14 protein-coding genes and 1 pseudogene are annotated in these 17,280 nt (G+C 56.3%); 8 read left to right on the top strand and 7 right to left on the bottom strand.

The features are described 5' to 3' along the window. Entirely contained in the window at positions 1 to 1,314 is a 1,314-nt protein-coding gene (locus D9K61_RS24635; RefSeq protein ID WP_120635859.1) for a TRAP transporter large permease, read from the top strand. A 225-nt stretch (positions 1,315 to 1,539) separates the two neighbouring features. Here the strand turns inward: D9K61_RS24635 and D9K61_RS24630 are convergent, their stop codons facing one another. From D9K61_RS24630 to D9K61_RS24600, 7 genes and pseudogenes are all read right to left on the bottom strand, one after another. Beyond that, positions 1,540 to 2,262 (bottom strand): ThuA domain-containing protein, encoded by a 723-nt coding sequence (locus tag D9K61_RS24630; RefSeq protein ID WP_120635858.1) that lies wholly within the window; start codon positions 2,260 to 2,262, stop codon positions 1,540 to 1,542. Beyond that, positions 2,259 to 3,152, bottom strand: a pseudogene (locus tag D9K61_RS27935) (NAD(P)-dependent oxidoreductase); the annotation flags it as partial. The gene D9K61_RS24630 and the pseudogene D9K61_RS27935, both read right to left, overlap by 4 nt. After that, the gene (locus tag D9K61_RS24620) at positions 3,128 to 4,639 is read right to left on the bottom strand and encodes a sugar ABC transporter ATP-binding protein (RefSeq protein WP_120635856.1); all 1,512 of its coding nucleotides are present in this window, start codon (positions 4,637 to 4,639) and stop codon (positions 3,128 to 3,130) included. The gene D9K61_RS24620 and the pseudogene D9K61_RS27935, both read right to left, overlap by 25 nt. Further along, positions 4,636 to 5,637: an ABC transporter permease gene (locus tag D9K61_RS24615; RefSeq protein WP_120635855.1), complete on the bottom strand. Its 1,002-nt coding sequence runs from the start codon at positions 5,635 to 5,637 to the stop codon at positions 4,636 to 4,638. The genes D9K61_RS24620 and D9K61_RS24615 overlap by 4 nt, the downstream gene beginning before the upstream one ends. A 14-nt stretch (positions 5,638 to 5,651) precedes the next feature. After that, positions 5,652 to 6,623, bottom strand: a complete 972-nt coding sequence (locus D9K61_RS24610) for an ABC transporter permease (protein ID WP_120635854.1) — start codon at positions 6,621 to 6,623, stop codon at positions 5,652 to 5,654. A 30-nt stretch (positions 6,624 to 6,653) separates the two neighbouring features. Further along, complete coding sequence (locus D9K61_RS24605) at positions 6,654 to 7,451, bottom strand: SDR family NAD(P)-dependent oxidoreductase (RefSeq protein ID WP_120635853.1); 798 nt, start codon at positions 7,449 to 7,451, stop codon at positions 6,654 to 6,656. 74 nt (positions 7,452 to 7,525) lie between these two features. Next, the gene (locus tag D9K61_RS24600) at positions 7,526 to 8,482 is read right to left on the bottom strand and encodes a sugar ABC transporter substrate-binding protein (protein WP_120635852.1); all 957 of its coding nucleotides are present in this window, start codon (positions 8,480 to 8,482) and stop codon (positions 7,526 to 7,528) included. A 307-nt stretch (positions 8,483 to 8,789) separates the two neighbouring features. Between D9K61_RS24600 and D9K61_RS24595 the strand changes: the two genes are divergently transcribed. From D9K61_RS24595 to D9K61_RS24565, 7 genes are all read left to right on the top strand, one after another. Continuing rightward, the gene (locus D9K61_RS24595; protein WP_254055880.1) at positions 8,790 to 10,520 is read left to right on the top strand and encodes an ABC transporter substrate-binding protein; all 1,731 of its coding nucleotides are present in this window, start codon (positions 8,790 to 8,792) and stop codon (positions 10,518 to 10,520) included. Positions 10,521 to 10,547: 27 nt separating this feature from the next. Next, on the top strand, positions 10,548 to 11,357 hold the full coding sequence (locus tag D9K61_RS24590) for an SDR family NAD(P)-dependent oxidoreductase (RefSeq protein WP_120635850.1): 810 nt from the start codon (positions 10,548 to 10,550) through the stop codon (positions 11,355 to 11,357). Positions 11,358 to 11,429: 72 nt separating this feature from the next. After that, the gene (locus D9K61_RS24585; protein ID WP_120635849.1) at positions 11,430 to 12,728 is read left to right on the top strand and encodes a Xaa-Pro peptidase family protein; all 1,299 of its coding nucleotides are present in this window, start codon (positions 11,430 to 11,432) and stop codon (positions 12,726 to 12,728) included. 74 nt (positions 12,729 to 12,802) lie between these two features. Beyond that, positions 12,803 to 13,792, top strand: coding sequence for a thiamine pyrophosphate-dependent dehydrogenase E1 component subunit alpha (locus D9K61_RS24580; RefSeq protein ID WP_120635848.1), 990 nt, complete (start codon positions 12,803 to 12,805; stop codon positions 13,790 to 13,792). Between the two features lie 11 nt (positions 13,793 to 13,803). Continuing rightward, positions 13,804 to 14,799: an alpha-ketoacid dehydrogenase subunit beta gene (locus tag D9K61_RS24575; protein WP_120635847.1), complete on the top strand. Its 996-nt coding sequence runs from the start codon at positions 13,804 to 13,806 to the stop codon at positions 14,797 to 14,799. Beyond that, positions 14,789 to 15,778, top strand: a complete 990-nt coding sequence (locus D9K61_RS24570) for a biotin/lipoyl-containing protein (protein WP_120635846.1) — start codon at positions 14,789 to 14,791, stop codon at positions 15,776 to 15,778. Before D9K61_RS24575 ends, D9K61_RS24570 begins: the two co-directional genes overlap by 11 nt. 14 nt (positions 15,779 to 15,792) lie before the next feature. Further along, positions 15,793 to 17,217: an NAD-dependent succinate-semialdehyde dehydrogenase gene (locus tag D9K61_RS24565; protein ID WP_120635845.1), complete on the top strand. Its 1,425-nt coding sequence runs from the start codon at positions 15,793 to 15,795 to the stop codon at positions 17,215 to 17,217. Positions 17,218 to 17,280 lie beyond the last annotated feature (63 nt).

Here is a 17,280-nt window from a genome sequence, read left to right as displayed (position 1 = left end):
ATGGAAAACGTATCTGTCATCATCCTGTTTCTCTTTGTCCTCTTCACGCTGCTTGGCTCTGGCGTGTGGGTTGGCCTTGCCCTGATGGGTGTCGCATGGGTCGGAATGGAGCTGTTTACCACCCGGCCGGTCGGTGACGTGATGATCACTACCATCTGGTCCGCCTCGTCCTCGTGGACGCTGACAGCCCTGCCGATGTTCATCTGGATGGGCGAGATCCTGTATCGAACGCGACTATCCGAAGACATGTTCAAGGGTCTGTCCCCGTGGATGGCCCCTATGCCAGGCGGGTTGGTGCACACCAATATCGTGGGTTGCACGGTCTTTGCCGCTGTTTCGGGATCATCTGCGGCCACTTTGACCACAGTTGGAAAAATGTCGATCCCAGAGCTGAGAAAGCGAAACTACCCCGAGAAGATGATCATCGGGACGCTTACTGGGGCGGCGACTTTGGGGCTTATGATCCCGCCTTCGCTGACGCTGATCGTTTATGGCGTGACGATCAATGAATCGATCACCAAACTTTTCTTTGCGGGCATTTTGCCGGGGCTGGTGCTGGCCACGATGTTCATGGGCTATGTCGCGATCTATTCGAAAGTGGGCAAAGATTGGAACCCAAACGACGAAAGCAAGCTGAGTTTTTCAGAGAAGGTCAGAAACTCCCGTTTCCTGTTGCCTGTGATTTTGCTGATAACAGTGGTGATCGGATCGATGTATCTGGGCTATGCCACCGCCACCGAAGCGGCTGCTTTTGGTGTGATCGGTGGGTTGCTATTGGCGATGGGTCAAGGGTCGCTGAACTGGAAAACGTTCACCGAAAGCCTGATGGGGGCGACACGCACCAGTGCTATGATTGCGTTGATCCTGGCCGGAGCGGCGTTCTTGTCGCTGTCGATGGGATTTACCGGCTTGCCACGTGGGTTGGCGGATCTGATCGCCGGTTGGGACCTGACCCGGTTCGAACTGTTGATGGTGCTTCTGGTGTTCTACATCGTTCTGGGCTGTTTCCTTGACGGAATATCCTCGGTCGTCTTGACCATGGCAGTTGTCGAACCGATGATCCGTGACGCCGGAATCGACCTGATATGGTTTGGCATCTTTATCGTGGTTGTCGTCGAGATGGCGCAAATCACACCACCGATCGGGTTCAACCTGTTCGTGATGCAAGGCATGACAAACCACGAAATGAGCTATATCGCGCGTGCCGCGATCCCGATGTTCCTGATCATGGTTTTGATGGTATTCGTGTTGATCTGGTTCCCGGAACTGGCGACATGGTTGCCTGAAAACTTACGCCAGGCGCCCGGAGGCTAGCGCGACTGGGTTGATCGTCGTTTTGCCAACAGACCGGAATCAATTTGGGTCGGTGTCGACAAGTCTTTGTCGCTGCCGTTGTCATCAGCGAACTGTCTAACACACGATACTTGTGGCTTTCGTGAAGCTGCTTCGCGGCAGCAAAACCCCTCACACGGCAGGTGCGAAACTCCCGATTTACCAACCTTCACTAAAGCGCGAAACTGGGGCGGAGTGACAATCGGGTCAGCCTGAACCGCCTGAATATTGGCCCTTCGCGGCCCATATTGCGCCTCGCCGGATGATTTCCGTGATTTGCGGTTGTTTCAGGTCGTCCAGCTCATGCCCAATCGAACAATAAAATACCCGGCCTTGATCCCAGCGACGTTTCCAGACGACAGGGATCACCGTGCCCTCAATCCACCACAAGTGATCTCCGGAAAAGGTTGTCGTGGCCAAGACTTCGTTCGAGGGGTCGACCAGCATATAATATTGCTCGGATGTCAGCCTGAAGCTTTTGATCCCGTTGACGATTGGATCATCCGGTTTGCAGATCGTCACATCGTAGTTGATGTAATCCTCGGCCGGTTGCAGATTGTCAGGCCAGCCGGGCGGATGGGCGACGAACTGGCCTCCGATCAGGAAATGATAGGTGGGCCGATCGCGAAACGCGTCGCCCATATGCCCGTGCCAACCCGCCAGCCCACAGCCGTTGGCGATCAGCTGCAACAGTCCGTCTTCCTGCAGCTTGGTCATGTTGCCGAACTCTTCGCGATGCCCTGAACGCGCCGACGACCAAATCGGTGTGATCAGATCAAGATCCGTCAGGTTCTCGGGCTTTTCCAGAGGCTCCAGCGTGTCGTACACGTCGACGGCGAATCCGTTTTCCTCCAGCAGATCCTTGTACCAATCGGCGAATGCGGTTGGCGCGTGACCGATCCAGCCGCCGACAAATAGTGCTGCTTTCATGAGAGTTTGCTCCGCATGTAGTTCAGGATCGATGCCATGTCGCGTGTGCCGAAACCCTGCATTTCTGCATCGATTAGGTGCTGAAGGGTCACGCGACCCTGAGGCATGGCTGAACCAAGTTGTTCCGCAAGACCTGCGGTGATCTCCATGTCCTTACGGGCCAGCGATACGGTGAAAGTGACGTCATGCGCGGCCTCATCCAAATACAGAGGGCGACGGTATCTGAGCATCGGCGCACAGGCGGCAGAGGCCTCAATCACGTCAAACGCAATTCCAGTGTCGATGCCTGCGGCTTCGGCCAGAGTCATCGCTTCGGCGAGGGTTTGGTTGATGCCGTGGATCAGGGAGTTCACCGCCAGTTTCATAATCGCCCCGGCACCGATTCGGCCAAGGCAGATGGTCTGTTTGCCCATTGCGTCGAATATCGGCTTTAGGTGTGCCGCGTCCTCTTCCCTGCAGCCCGCCAGTATCAACAGTTGCGCGTCACTCGCGGCCTGTGTCGCGCCGGATACGGGCGCATCTATGACCATCGAACCCTCAGGGGCGGTGGTGGTCAGTTGGGTGATGTGGTCCGGGCTCATAGTACCCATTTCCAGGTACGTTTGCGCGCCTTGGGTGGCAAACAGACCATCCGGCCCCCGATGGACCAGTTCCGACGCAGTGTCGTCGGCCAGCATGGTAACCACAACTTTGCTGCCCGCCGTCAGGTCAGCGGGTGTCGCAGCAACTGCGCAACCGGTTTCCTCGGCCAATTCCCGCGCTTTGCTTTGCGAGCGATTCCAAACCGTCATGTCGTGACCTGCGCGGCTTAGATTACGCGCCATGTGCGTCCCCATTCGGCCCAGCCCGGCAAATCCAATGCGCATCACGCGGCCTCGGTGCTTTCGATGCCTGAAATGGCCTGGATCAGGTTGTCCTCGGTCACCTCTTCGGACGTAAAGGTGCGCATGATGCGCCCGTGGAACATCGCAACGATCCTGTCTGACACATGGAGAACCTCGGGCATTTCCGAGCTAATCACGATCACCGCGTAGCCCTGCGACGCCAGATCGCGGATCAGGTTGTGGATTTCAGATTTGCTGCCGACGTCAATGCCCCGCGTTGGTTCGTCCACGATCAGCACGTTGGGATGCATGCTCAGCCATTTGCCAATCACGATCTTCTGCTGATTGCCGCCCGACAGGTTGCCAACAAGCTGCTTCCATCCCGGCGTTCGAATGTCGAGCTTGTCACGGTACTGGTCAAAGATTGAAACCTCGGCCCCCTCGGCCATGAACGGTCCAGCCTTGAGGTCGTCAACTTGCGGCAATGTCATGTTGTCCCGGCAGTTCATACCAAGGACAAGCCCCTGCGCCTTGCGGTCCTCGGGCACAAGCGAGATGCCACGCGCAATTGCATCAGCAGGAGAGTGGATGCGCACTTCTTGCCCATCCAAAAGAATTTGTCCCGCTGAGGGGTCACGCAGGCCAAACAAGGTTTCGGCAATTTCTGTTCGACCGGCTCCAACCAAACCGTAAAAACCCACGACTTCGCCACGACGGACATCAAAGCTGACCTCACTGTAGAGATCCCCGCAGGAAAGTCCGCGGACCTCAAGTGCAACCTCGCCGAGTTCGGCGTGGGTTTTGTTGCGTGACAGATCAAGGCTGCGCCCGATCATCAATTGGGTAATCTCGTCCTCGTTCGTCTCGGTTGTTTCCAGTGTGCCTCTGTAGCTTCCGTCGCGCAGAACACTGACCCGGTCGGTCATGCGGAAAACCTCTTCCATTCGGTGCGAGATGTAGATGATACCTACACCTTGATCCTTCAGATCCCTGATCACATCGAACAGCACCACCTTTTCGGCATCGGTGAGCGAGGCCGTTGGTTCATCAAAAATCACCGCCTTGGCGTCGACGGTCAGCGCCCGCGCGATTTCGACCATTTGCTGGTTGGCAATCGACAGCTCGCCAACAATGGTTTTGGCGTCAAAACTGACCTTCAGTTTTTCCAGGATTTCGTTGGTCTGCGCAAAAAGCTTGCCCCAATCCACACGGCCAAAGGACTTGCGCGGCAGCTCACCCAGATAGATGTTTTCAGCCACCGAAAGCTCTTCGGCAAGGCTTAGTTCCTGATGAATGAAGACGATGCCTTTGGATTTTGCATGCAGTGGGGATGTCATCACGACGGGTTCTTCGCCCACGATGATCTGCCCTTCTTCGGGTTGATAAATCCCGCCCAGGACTTTCATCAGTGTCGATTTTCCGGCACCGTTTTCGCCCATAAGGGCATGCACTTCGCCGGGCATAACCTCAAAACTGACGTCGTCCAGGGCCCGTACGCCGGGGAACGTCTTTACGATGCCCTGCAAGTGCAAAGCTGGGATATGATCGGTCATGTCTTCAACTCCTCTCTGCCTTTGACGTTCAGTTGCCTGTCGAGGAACAGCACAGCGATAAGAATAAGCCCAATGACCAGATTGACCGTCGATGTGTCAGCGCCAATATGCGCCAGCCCTTTGCGCAATAGCTGGATCGCAAGCACGCCACCGAAGGTCGAAACAATCGAGCCCGCACCGCCGGTCAGTTTGGTGCCGCCAAGCACCACTGCGGTGATGATCCACAGCTCGTACAGCTCTCCATCATTGGGATTGACGGACCCGCTTTCAGAGTAGAAGACCACAGCAGAGAGAGAGGCGAGAAATCCAATGATCATGAAGTTGACCATCATATGTGGTCCAACCCTGATCCCGGCATTGACGGCAGCTTCGCGGTTATCGCCGATTGCATAGGCGTTGCGCCCGTGTACGGTGCGATTCATCAGGAACCAGATTGCTGCAGTTACAACCAACAGAAACCATGTGGGCGTGTGCAGCCCAAGGAACTGGGCTTCGGCAAAATCCACCAGGGTCCAGTTCAGATGGCTGGTCGGCTGTTCGCCGTTGTACATGAAGACAAGGCCGCGATAGCCTAGCATCGAACCGAGCGTGACAATGAAGGCGTCGACACCTGTCTTCCACACGATCAGCCCATTGAGTGCGCCTAGAACCAGTCCGGTCAGAAGCGCCAGACCCCAGCCCACAAAAATAACGCCGTCGCCAAGGCTTTCGAACATGGGCCAGCTCATGCTGTCCAACAGGATCACGGCGCTGAGGGCAAAAGTGGCGCCGACAGACAGGTCAATATTGCCATTGATCATGATGATGGTCATGCCCATGGCAATGATGCCCAGCGGAGCTGTTTGTTTGAACAGCAACAGCATGTTGCCCGCGTCCATGAATGCCTTGTCGGACAGTGACATGTATTCGCCTGCCACCGAGAAGAAAATCAGCTCCAGCACGATGAAACCCCAGATCGCACCGCGTTTGAGGAATGTAGCGAGGGTTCCGGCTTGCATTGTCTCGCTCTCCCTCAGGCTATCGGTGACCAGAGCTTGCCGCGCTTGGCTGCAATGTCGAGCCAGACTGCAAGAATGATTATGACCCACGTCACGACGTACTGGGCGTAGAATTGCAAACCCACCAGCAAAAGCCCGTTTTGAATAAAGCCTAGGATGAGGACTCCGATCACGGTTTTGAAGATCGTGCCTGAGCCGCCCATCAAAGACGCTCCGCCCAGAATGACCGCGGCCAACACCTCCAATTCAAGCCCTTGGCCTACGGTGTTTTGCGACCCTAGTGAGCGGCTGGCCTGAATAAGCCCAGCAGTAGCGACGCAGAAAGCCGACATCAGATAACAAGTAAAGACGACACGCGCCCTGCGGATGCCTGAAAAGGTGGCCGCAGTACCGTTGCCACCTACCGCATAAACCTTCCGGCCGAACGGTGTTTTGGCAAGAACAATCCCCAAAAATGCAGCAAGCAGCGCGAAAATGAGGATTGGCACCGGAATACCAAGGGCATCACCTTGGCCAAACACGCTGAACCATGTGCCTTCCTTGTCGACAATGTCCATGTTCTTGCCGCCGGAATAGGTCAGCGTCAGACCGTGAATGGCGGACAACATTCCCAGTGTCACGATCAAGGAATTCAGCTTCAGATACCCAACCAGAAACCCGATGAAAGCGCCAAGACACAGCGTCATTGCAAACATCGCTGGAATGGTCATCGTCGGGCCGATTTTGTCGTGCAGGTCCAGCACAACAATGGTGGAAAATGACATCATTGATCCCACCGACAAATCCAGATTGCCGCTGATCACAACAAAGGTCACTCCAAGCGCCATGACGCCCAGAATGGCGGATGACCGAACCACCCCCATGATGTTGTCAGGATCCAGAAACCGAGCATTTGCCAGAGAGAACCCGATCATGAACACGACGAAAGCGACCAGAATGCCCTGCCGAGCAAGAAAGTCCCCGATATCATTCTTAGCGATTTGCATCGTTCCCCCTTCCTGTGCCACCGACAAGGCTTACACCAATGTCATGCCGCCATCGATCATCACGATTTGCCCGGTCATGTAATCGCTATCGCGTGAGGCCAGATAAGTTGTTGTCCCAGTGATATCCTCGGGTGTCGCAACGCGCCCCTTCAGGATTTCGGCTGAAAACTCTTCCATCGCCTGACCGGGTCGTTCTGCGGCTCCGATCTCTAGCAGGTCCTGATCGACCTGTTCCCACATTTCCGTAGCCACCACACCGGGGGCGAACCCGGTGACCGTGATACCATGTTTTGCCAGATCGCGTGCGCCTGATTGGGTCAGGGACACGACCGCCCATTTGCTGGCGCAGTAGGGGGCCACATTATCAAAGCCCTGCCGGCTGGCGATGCTGGCGGTATTGATGATCTTGCCGCCTGATCCTTGTGCGATCATCTGGCGGGCCGCCTCTTGCATGCCAATCATGCAGCCCAACCCGTTCACTCCCATGATAAAGTTCCAATTGTCTTCGGTGACATCCATGAAGTTCATTGGCTTGTTGACGCCTGCATTATTGAATTTCACATCGAGCTTGCCAAAAACATCTACCGTGTGATCGATCATTGCGCGTACCTGCGCACGATCCGTTACGTCCACGGCGACATGAGTCACCTTGGCGCCGTTTTCCTTGGCTCGATCCCGGTTTTCGGCTGCGACCTCAGCGACCTTGTCGCCTGTCACGTCGGCGAAACACACATCGGCGCCTTCGCTCAGCAGAGCCTCACCAATGGCACGCCCGATGCCGCGCGCCGCACCCGTCACAATACAGGACCGTCCCGCGACCCGGCTCATGGCAACCTCTCGATCATGATGAAATGGCAGACTAAACAGGCGCGGCGTGAATACCGCGCCTGTTTCATGGGCCTTTAGAAGACAGGCTTTGTGAAGTCGCCCATGTTGTCCTGAGTGATCTTCGGTGTGTCGAAGTAATTCAGAAAGGGCAAGTCCTCACCATTCAATGTGTCGATGGCGGTCTTAAGCGCGGCTTTGGCGTCATCGACCGGTGATTGGTAGATCGACCCCCAGTATTCGCCGCGTTCCATCGCTTCGTACCCGACGGCAAAATTCGTCGCGCCAACAAAAATGATACCTTCGCGGCCAGCCGCATTGGCGGCGTTCAACGCGCCCACACCCATGTTGTCATCACCGGAATAAACACCATCGATGTCGTCATACTTGACAAGGAAGGCTTCCATTACCTTTTGTGATTTCTCGCGGTTCCAGTCACCTGGCTGCGTTTCAACCAACGCCACGTTGGGGCAAACCTCTGGCAGCCGATCCTCAAAACCCTTGGCGCGTTCGATGGCCGTGGTGTACCCGGGCTGTCCGCGGATCTGAACAATCTGCGCCTCGTTCTCGATACCCATTTCCGTAAACTTATCGCACATGATCTCGGCTGAACGGGATCCTTGCGTGATGTTGTCGGGCCCCGAGAAGCTTGACACGAATTCGAAACCTTCCTCGGCGATGTTCGAATTGGTGACAATTACAGGGATGCCTGCCTTGTTGGCTTTTCGAACGGCGGGGATCACAGCTTCGCCGTTTGTTGGCCAGATAATGATGGCGTCCACTTCCTGTTGAATAAGGTCTTCCATCTGAGCAATCTGGCGCGCCACGTCGCCACCTGCATCAAGGACGACGGTTTCCACATTTGCGTTGGCGTCCGCCTCGGCAATGAACGCCTTTTCGTAAGTGGTTTGATAGCTGTCCACACCCACGTTGTTTTGGGTGATGCCGATTTTCATCGTTTCGGCTGACGCTGCGCCTGACAGCGCGAGCATTGCGATCGCTGTCGTTGCAGCAAGCGTATTGCGAAATTTCATTCTGGTCTCCTCCCGGAAAACTCCGTGTTACCTCCGTGTTCCCGCGGTTTTCACGGCGGGGAATCATCGCGTGTGGCAGATGATTGGCAGAACAATGCCGAATTTCCACACGTCCAAACTCCGTGAAAACATCCAAAATGGATATTAGTTTATCCGATTTGGATGTTTTTGCGATACGATCCTAAGGACAATTTGAACAATTTCGCAGGAGGACGCCATGGCCCGTTCAGATTCGTCCGAAACGGATAATTTCAACACGCCCATCCCGGGCAAGCAAAGATCGGCACATTCGCAACTTATGTCAGTCATGGATGCACATAAAGACGCACAGATGGTTTCGCCTCAGGTGAAAAACCAGATGATGCGCATCGCATCCTTTCTTGAGGATTTCGGCGATGAGTTGGAAGACTCGACCGAACTTTTTGCGATGGGGCCGCACTTTAGAATAGCGCTGCACCTTGTCCGCGGTCACCTCGAAGGCAAGATCGTCACGCCTACATCCCTGATCAGTGTCAGTCGCGTGCCCTACGCCACGGCCAACCGGAGGGTGAAAGAGATGATCGACAGCGGCCTGATCGAACAACGGCCGCGCACAAAGACAGGCAAAAGCTTTTCGCTGCACCCCAGCGAATCGTTGCTGGAGTTGTGGACCCAACTCTCGGGCCGAATTCGCCGCATGGTCGAAGCCGAGTTCGGCGGTCGAGAGCGTGCACCGGACGCCAAAGACTACTACTTCGGCGGATCCTACATGGCGGCGCAGTCGATCCCCCCAATGCAGGTTTTGGCGGAACCACTGAAGGCCTCGGGCGGAATTCGGGTGCTTGTGCATGGGGATCCGACCTTCATGGTCATGGACAATCTCAAGCGTCAGTTCGAGCAGGTGATCGGCACGCAAATACATCAACGCGCCTTTTCGATTGATCGTCTGCGAGAGGAAGCGATCCGCAACGCCGAACGCAAAGCCAGCCGCTATGACATCATTGCGGTCGATTTGCCCTGGGTGGGCGAGTTTGCTGAGCGCGGTATTCTCATGCCCCTGGATGAGGCCATGGATGTCGCGCGTCTTGATCCGGCGGATTTTCATACCGCAGGCTGGAAGGCCGCGCATTGGCGCGATCAACCCTTCGGTGTACCGGCTCAGACAACGCCTGAATTGCTGTTTTATCGCCGGGATTTGTTTGCGAAAGCCGGGTTGGAGCCTCCGGCATCTACCGATGAACTGCTTTCTGCGGCCCGAACACTGCATGATCCGCAGCATGGCCAATATGGTATTGCCTGGAACGCCGCGCGCGGCACGGCCCTTGGACATACGGTCCTGATGACAATGGCAGATTTCGGCCAACCTGTGTTGAACTTGCCTGAAAATGCTGGGGGTTTTGATACCGGCTGTCTGTCGCAGGGCGATTACCGCCCCACCATCAACACCGAAGCTGGTTTGCGTGCGGCGGAGTTTCTGATGGAACTGCTGCAATACTCGCCACCCGATATCTTGTCGATGTCGTGGTACGAGCGTGTGCGCCCTTATGCGGCCGGGCGCATCGCCATGGCGTATGGCTACACGCTTCTGGCTCCGTATTTTGAACTGGACGTCAGCTCGCCCGCTGCTGGTCAGACCGGGTACTTGCCGCATCCGGTCGGCCCGGGTGCATCGCCGGTTGCACCAGTTGGTGGCTACGTCATGGGCATTCCGGCCAATTTGCCGCCCGAACGTTTGGATGCTGCTGTCGAAGCGCTGATTGTTTTCACAAGTGCGCAGGCGCAGAAGCTATACATCCAGAACGGCAGCCGCACCAACCCGCGCTATTCCGTCGGATCTGACCCCGAAGTGCGCCGTGTCTCGCCCATTTTCGAAGCTGTCGATGCCATGTCCTGGCGGGATGAGTTGCAGTTTTGGCCGCGCCCGCCTGTGCCGGAAATCGGCAACATAGTTCAGATTTGCGGTGAAGAATTCCACGACATGCTGCGCGGGATCGTGACCCCGCGCGAAGCCCTTGCGGCGGCTCAAAAGCGGGCCGACGCGCTGATGAATTCAACCTGATCAACGTGACTTGAGGAGGATCGACCCATGGACCCCAACCGCCTGAAAGGTAAGAATATCCTGATAACTGGGGCCGCCCGCGGTATGGGGCAGGCCAATGCCGAGAGCTTTGCCGTTCAGGGCGCTAATGTCTGCATCGGGGATCTTGATCATGCGGAGGCTCAAAAGGTTGCGGATGGGATCAATGCTTCTGGCAATGGTAACGCCATTGCGGTGGAAATGGATGTCACCAAGCGCGAAGACAACGCAGCAGCCATTGCCGCCACTGTCGAGGCCTTTGGCAGCATCAATGTGGGTCTTTTCAACGCGGGTCTGAACAAGCCTCGGTTCTTCATGGATATCGATGAAGACAACTGGGACATGATCATGAATGTCAACACCAAGGCGATGTGGTTGGGCATGCAAGAGACCGCACGCCAGATGATCAAGCAAGGCCCGATGGAAGGTCACCCCTACAAGATCATCAACGTGGGATCCATCGCCTCTCGCAAGCCGCTTGTGGATGTCACTGTCTATTGCACGTCAAAATATGGCTGCCTTGCCCTGACCCATTGCGGCGCCGTTGCGCTTTCTGAACATAACATCACCGTCAACGGCTATGCGCCAGGAGTTGTGGTCACGCCACTTTGGGAGCAGCTCGACAAAGATCTGGTCGATATCGGGTTCAAGGAACGTGAAGGCCAAGCCTATGGAGACATTGTGCGCGATGCGCTGCAGATCAAGCGCGTGTCTTACCCCGATGACATCACCGGAACGGCGTCTTTCCTGGCCAGTGACGACAGTGACTACATGACCGGTCAGATGATCCATATCGACGGCGGCTGGTGCATTCAGTGACCCCGATAATCAGCAGATGCTGACCGTCTCTCAGGGGCGCAGAACTTCGCGCCGCAACAAGGAATTCTCGCTATGAACCTCGCGCTTACCCCAAACGTCCTTACGCCTCAGGACCTGGAGCCCCATTGGAAGTGGGAAGGCCGATTGCCCGCTTGGGGACACACATCGGTTGATTTCGAACGCCGCGTCGATCACGACCGGCTTCGCCGCTATCGTTTGGCGCGGACACGCGAGGCGCTGAAGGCCAGCGACTGTGGCACGCTTTTATTATTTGATGTCAATAATATACGGTATGTATCTGCGACGAAAATCGGAGAGTGGGAACGGGACAAGATGTGCCGGTTTTGCCTGCTGACAGGTGATGATGCGCCATATGTGTGGGATTTCGGATCAGCCGCTGTACATCACAAGAAGTATGCCGACTGGCTGATCCCTGACCACTGCCGGGCGGGAGTTGTTGGCATGCGAGGCACCATCCCTCCCAGTTTTGGTCTGATGAAGAAATATGCCGAAGAGATCGCCGGCCTGATCGAAGACGCCGGAATGAAAGACATGCCCGTCGGCGTTGACTATGCGGAAACCGCGATGTTCCACGCCTTGCAAGAAGCGGGGCTGAACGTTGTGGATGGCCAGCAGATTATGCTCAGCGCCCGCGAGATCAAGAACTGGGATGAAATCCAGCTTCTTACGCAGGCGGCCAGCATGGTCGATGGCGTTTACCACATGATCTATGAAGAGCTGAAACCTGGTGTGCGAGAGAATGACATCGTCGCGCTCAGCAATAAACTTCTTTACGAGATGGGCAGTGATGACGTCGAAGCGATCAACGCGATCTCGGGCGAGCGCTGCAATCCGCATCCGCATAATTTCACGGACCGTTTGTTCCGCCCGGGTGATCAGGCATTCTTTGACATTCTGCAATCTTATCAGGGGTATCGCACCTGCTACTACCGAACGTTCAATATCGGCGGTGCGACGCCTGCCCAAAACGATGCCTATGTGAAGGCGCGCGAGTGGATTGACGCGTCAATCGCCGCGATCAAGCCCGGTGTGACGACTGATCAGGTCGCCAAATTGTGGCCTGCGGCCGAGGAATTTGGGTTCCCGGACGAGCTGTCGGCATTTGGCCTGCAGTTTGGTCACGGATTGGGGTTGGCTTTGCACGAACGGCCTATCATGTCGCGCTCGGTCAGCCTCGACAATCCGATGGAAATCAAAACCGGAATGGTCTTCGCGTTGGAAACCTATTGCCCTGCGACCGATGGCTATTCAGCGGCCCGGATCGAAGAAGAGGTCGTTGTCACCGATACCGGCTGCGAGGTGATCAGCCTGTTCCCGGCGCAGGACCTTCCCATTGCAAACCGATACTGAGCGGTGCTCGGTACCCGTCTCGCAGTTTCTCTCCCTGCGAGGCGGGACAATCCCGCCACCCTACGAGGACCATCATGACCAAGACAAATGCTGAAGACTATCTGCGTATGTACCGTCAGATGGTGCGTATCCGCACCTTCGAGGACAATGCCAACCAACTGTATCTTTCGGCCAAAATGCCAGGGCTGACTCATATGTATTCGGGTGAAGAAGCGGTTGCAGTTGGGATTTGCGAGGCGCTGAAGATCACCGACAAAATCACATCGACCCATCGCGGGCACGGCCATTGCGTGGCCAAAGGTGCGGAATTCAAGGAAATGTTCTGCGAGCTTTTGGGAAAGGAAGAGGGGTATTGCCGGGGCAAAGGTGGCTCGATGCATATTGCTGATCAGTCAAACGGCAATCTTGGCGCGAATGCTATTGTTGGCGGGTCGATGGGGATCGCAACGGGCGCCGCGTTCTCGGCTAAATTTTTGGGTTCTGACGACGTCACGGTCTGTTTCTTCGGGGACGGCGCCACGGCGCAGGGGCTTTTATACGAGGTCATGAATATGGCTGCGTTGTGGTCCTTGCCGGTCATTTATGCCTGTGAAAACAACGGGTACTCGGAATACACAAAAACCGAAGAGATCGCCGCAGGTTCCATCACGGCGCGTGCCGAAGCGTTTGGAATTGAAGCGTTTCAGGTCGATGGGCAGGATGTGCTGGCAGTCAATGAGCTTGCTCAACAGCTTGTTGAACGCTGCCGTAAGGGCGAGGGGCCGTTCTTCATCGAACTGATGACCTACCGTTATCACGGTCACCATGTGGGTGACATTAATCGCGAGTATTATCGCTCGAAAGAAGAAGAGCGGGACTGGAAAGATAACCGCGACCCGATCATCCGTTTTCGGACCTGGTTGATCGGCGAAGGCATCGCCAGCGAACAAGACATCGAGGCGATGAATGCAGAGATAAAGACCGATGCCGTCGATGCAGTCGAATATGCGCTGAAGGCCGATTACCCCGACGGATCCGAGGTGGATATGCATGTATTCACCGACATCAAACACGCGCTGGCCTGAGGAGACTTACAATGCGAGAGATTACCCTTTCTCAGGCCGTGAATGAGGCTTTGGCTGAGGAAATGCGTCGCGACGAGACGGTATTCATTATTGGTGAAGATGTCGCAGAAGCTGGAACGCCGTTCAAAGTGCTCAGCGGGTTGGTCGAAGAATTCGGTACATCCCGTGTGGTGGATACACCAATTTCTGAGCCCGGATTCATGGGGGTCGCAGTCGGGGCTGCGCTGACCGGAACGCGGCCGGTTGTCGATCTGATGTTCGGCGATTTCATGTATCTGATCATGGATCAGCTCTGCAATCAGGCGGCCAAAGCTTATTACATGTCGGGTGGTAAGCTGAACGTGCCACTGGTCCTGCGCACCAATCTGGGTGCAACCCGCCGATCTGCCGCGCAGCATTCGCAATCGCTGCACGCGCTGGTCGCCCATATCCCCGGGCTGAAAGTTGCATTGCCATCCTCTGCCTTTGAGGCGAAGGGCCTGATGAAAACAGCTGTTCGTGACAACAACCCGGTGGTGATCATCGAAGACAAGCTGATGTACAACGACAAAGCCCCGGTGCCCGAGGAAGAATTTCTGATTCCCTTCGGGCAAGCCAACATCAAGCGAGAGGGGCAGGACATCACGCTGATTGCGACGTCATCCATGGTGCAGGTCTGCGAGGTGGCCGCTGACATCTTGGCCCAGGACGGCATATCGGCCGAGGTGATTGATCCCCGCACCATTGTTCCGCTGGATGAAGACACGCTGCTGGCATCTGCGAGAAAAACCAGCCGTGTGATTGTCGTGGATGAGGGGCATCAAAGCTATGGCATCACAGGGGAAATCGCCAGCCGCATCAACGAAAAAGCGTTCTATCATCTTGATGCGCCTGTGCTGCGTATGGGGGCGATGGATGTCCCCGTACCGTTTAGCCCGGCGCTTGAGGACCTGACCGTACCCACGCCGGAAGGTGTCGCCCGAAACGCGCACCTGTTGGTGGCAGGAGAGATGATTCATGCCGCTTGAGGTGATCATGCCAGCGCTGGGCATGGCGCAGGATACCGGACGTCTGGTCGCCTGGCTTAAACAGCCGGGTGAGGCGGTCGCCGAGGGGGACGTGTTGTTCGAAGTGGAGACGGACAAGTCCACGATGGAAGTCGAGGCACCCGCAGCCGGTTTTCTGGCCAGCGTTACCGCCGAGGCCGGACAGGACGTTCCGGTGGGCCAAACCATCGCGATTATCTCAACTTCGAAACCTGATAATCCGGTTGCGCAGGCTGCCGTTCTGTTTGAGGTCGCAGCAACATCTGAGGAAGAGCAGCCCGAACATCTGGTACAACGGCCTGTTTTGTCCCAGCCAAGCGCAGATGGGCGTATCTTGGCCTCACCCAAAGCACGGCGATTGGCGCTTGAGCAGGGGCTGGACCTGGCGCTGTTGGTTGAGGCAGGTCATCCTCAGCCCTTTCATGTGAAAGATCTGGAGGCGCTCAAGTCCCTTGCACCGCAGATGCCAGCCAAAGAGGGACCGATCGGTCAAGCACAACACCAGATCGCCGCTTGTATATCATCCGCTGCGCAACATGAGTTCCTGCGCTGGATGAAAGAAGATGGCGGCATCGTCATCCCTGCCAGCGCCATCTGGGCCGCATTTGCAGCCGCTGCATGGCGCATGGCTCACGATAGTCGGGACGAAGTGATCGTCGAACTGACCTCTCTTGGCGGGACCTCCAAACTGTTTGCCAATCCCGACCGCGCACGCCTGTCGGTTCAGCCCGAAACCGACGGGGTTTTGCCTGATCTAAGACTGCAGGATCTGACGGGCAGCCCGATCACCAGCCTGAACATCGGCCCATCGGATTGCGCGGTTTTGAATGTGGCGGGCAGGGGGGAAGAACTGACCCTTAGGCTTGATTTCACGCCTCAGCAAATCACCGGCGATGCCGCGCTTACATTTCTGACTGGATTTGCCGAGCGGTTGGAAGACCCATTGACGCATCTGATCTGACCACAGGACCCAGCATGGACTACACTGATCTTTACATTAACGGCCAATGGCGCCCGGGTGCCGAACGCTTCGACGTATACAATCCTGCTGATGAACAGGTGTTGGCCTCGGTCGCCTCTGCCGATATCGCCGATGCCGACGCCGCGCTTGATGCAGCCGAGCGTGCGATGAAGGAATGGGCTGTACGCACGCCGCGCGCGCGTTCGGAAATCTTGCGCACCGCCTGGGAATTGATGACAGCCCGGCTGGAAGAATTTGCCCACCTGATCACACTTGAAAACGGCAAAGCCCGCGCCGACGCGATGGGCGAAGCTGGCTATGCCGCCGAATTTTTTCGCTGGTTTGCCGAAGAAGCTGTGCGCGCCGATGGGTTGATTACCCATGCACCCGCGTCCGGGGCCCGGATTATTGTGCAGCACAAGCCTGCTGGTCTTGCCGTGCTGGTCACTCCGTGGAACTACCCGGCAGCCATGGGTACCCGCAAAATCGCGCCAGCGCTTGCAGCTGGTTGCGGTGTCATCATCAAACCCGCCTCTGAAACGCCCCTGACCATGCTCGCCCTGATGCCGTTGCTGGAAGAGGCAGGGGTACCACCAGGGTTGGTCAACGTTCTGCCGTCCAAGCGCTCGGGCGCGTTGGTTGATCACATGCTGCATGACCCCCGTGTCCGCGTTGTCAGTTTCACGGGGTCCACGGCGGTGGGGCGTAAACTGTTGCACACTGCGGCTGATCAGGTGTTGAAGCCCGCAATGGAATTGGGCGGTAATGCCCCCTGCATCATATTTGAGGATGCCGACATGGACACAGCGATTGAAGGAACAATGCTGGCCAAGATGCGAAACCTTGGCGAAGCCTGCACGGCCGCCAACCGCATCTATGTGCACGAAAGCGTAGCAGCGGAATTCACCAGACGATTAACCGAGAAGATGTCCGCGCTAAAGCTGGGTGATGGCACCGATCCCACGGTCGACGTGGGGCCTTTGGTCAACGCTGACACCCGCGACAAGGTAGTGGCATTTGTGGCGGATGCGGTGGCCAAAGGAGCAACGATCGAATGCGGAGGAGAAACACCCAGCGGCAAGGGTTTCTTCTATCCGCCTACCGTTCTGTCGAACGTGACCGGCACGGCAGATTGCGTGAGGGACGAAATCTTCGGCCCGGTTGCCGCGCTTCAGGTTTTTCGTGATCAGGACGAGGTGATCGCCCGCGCAAATGATACGGAATACGGTCTGGTCGCCTATGTGTTCAGTTCAGATATGAAACGCGCAATGCAGGTTTGTGAGCGTCTGGACTATGGCATGGTCGGTCTGAACCGTGGGCTGGTTAGTGATCCGGCAGCACCTTTCGGCGGCACAAAACAGTCTGGCCTGGGCCGTGAGGGCGGGCATGAAGGCATGCTGGAATTCATGGAAACACAGTATATTTCAGCAAGCTGGTAGTTGGACCTTTTTGTCTCTGGTTATCGATAGGCGGTTGAGCATGACGCCCAAGCAGAAACGTTG

The sequence above is a fragment of the Ruegeria sp. EL01 genome, from assembly GCF_900313035.1.
In the GTDB taxonomy this organism is placed as follows: Bacteria; Pseudomonadota; Alphaproteobacteria; order Rhodobacterales; family Rhodobacteraceae; genus Ruegeria.
This window is presented reverse-complemented; position numbering and strand designations above follow the sequence as displayed.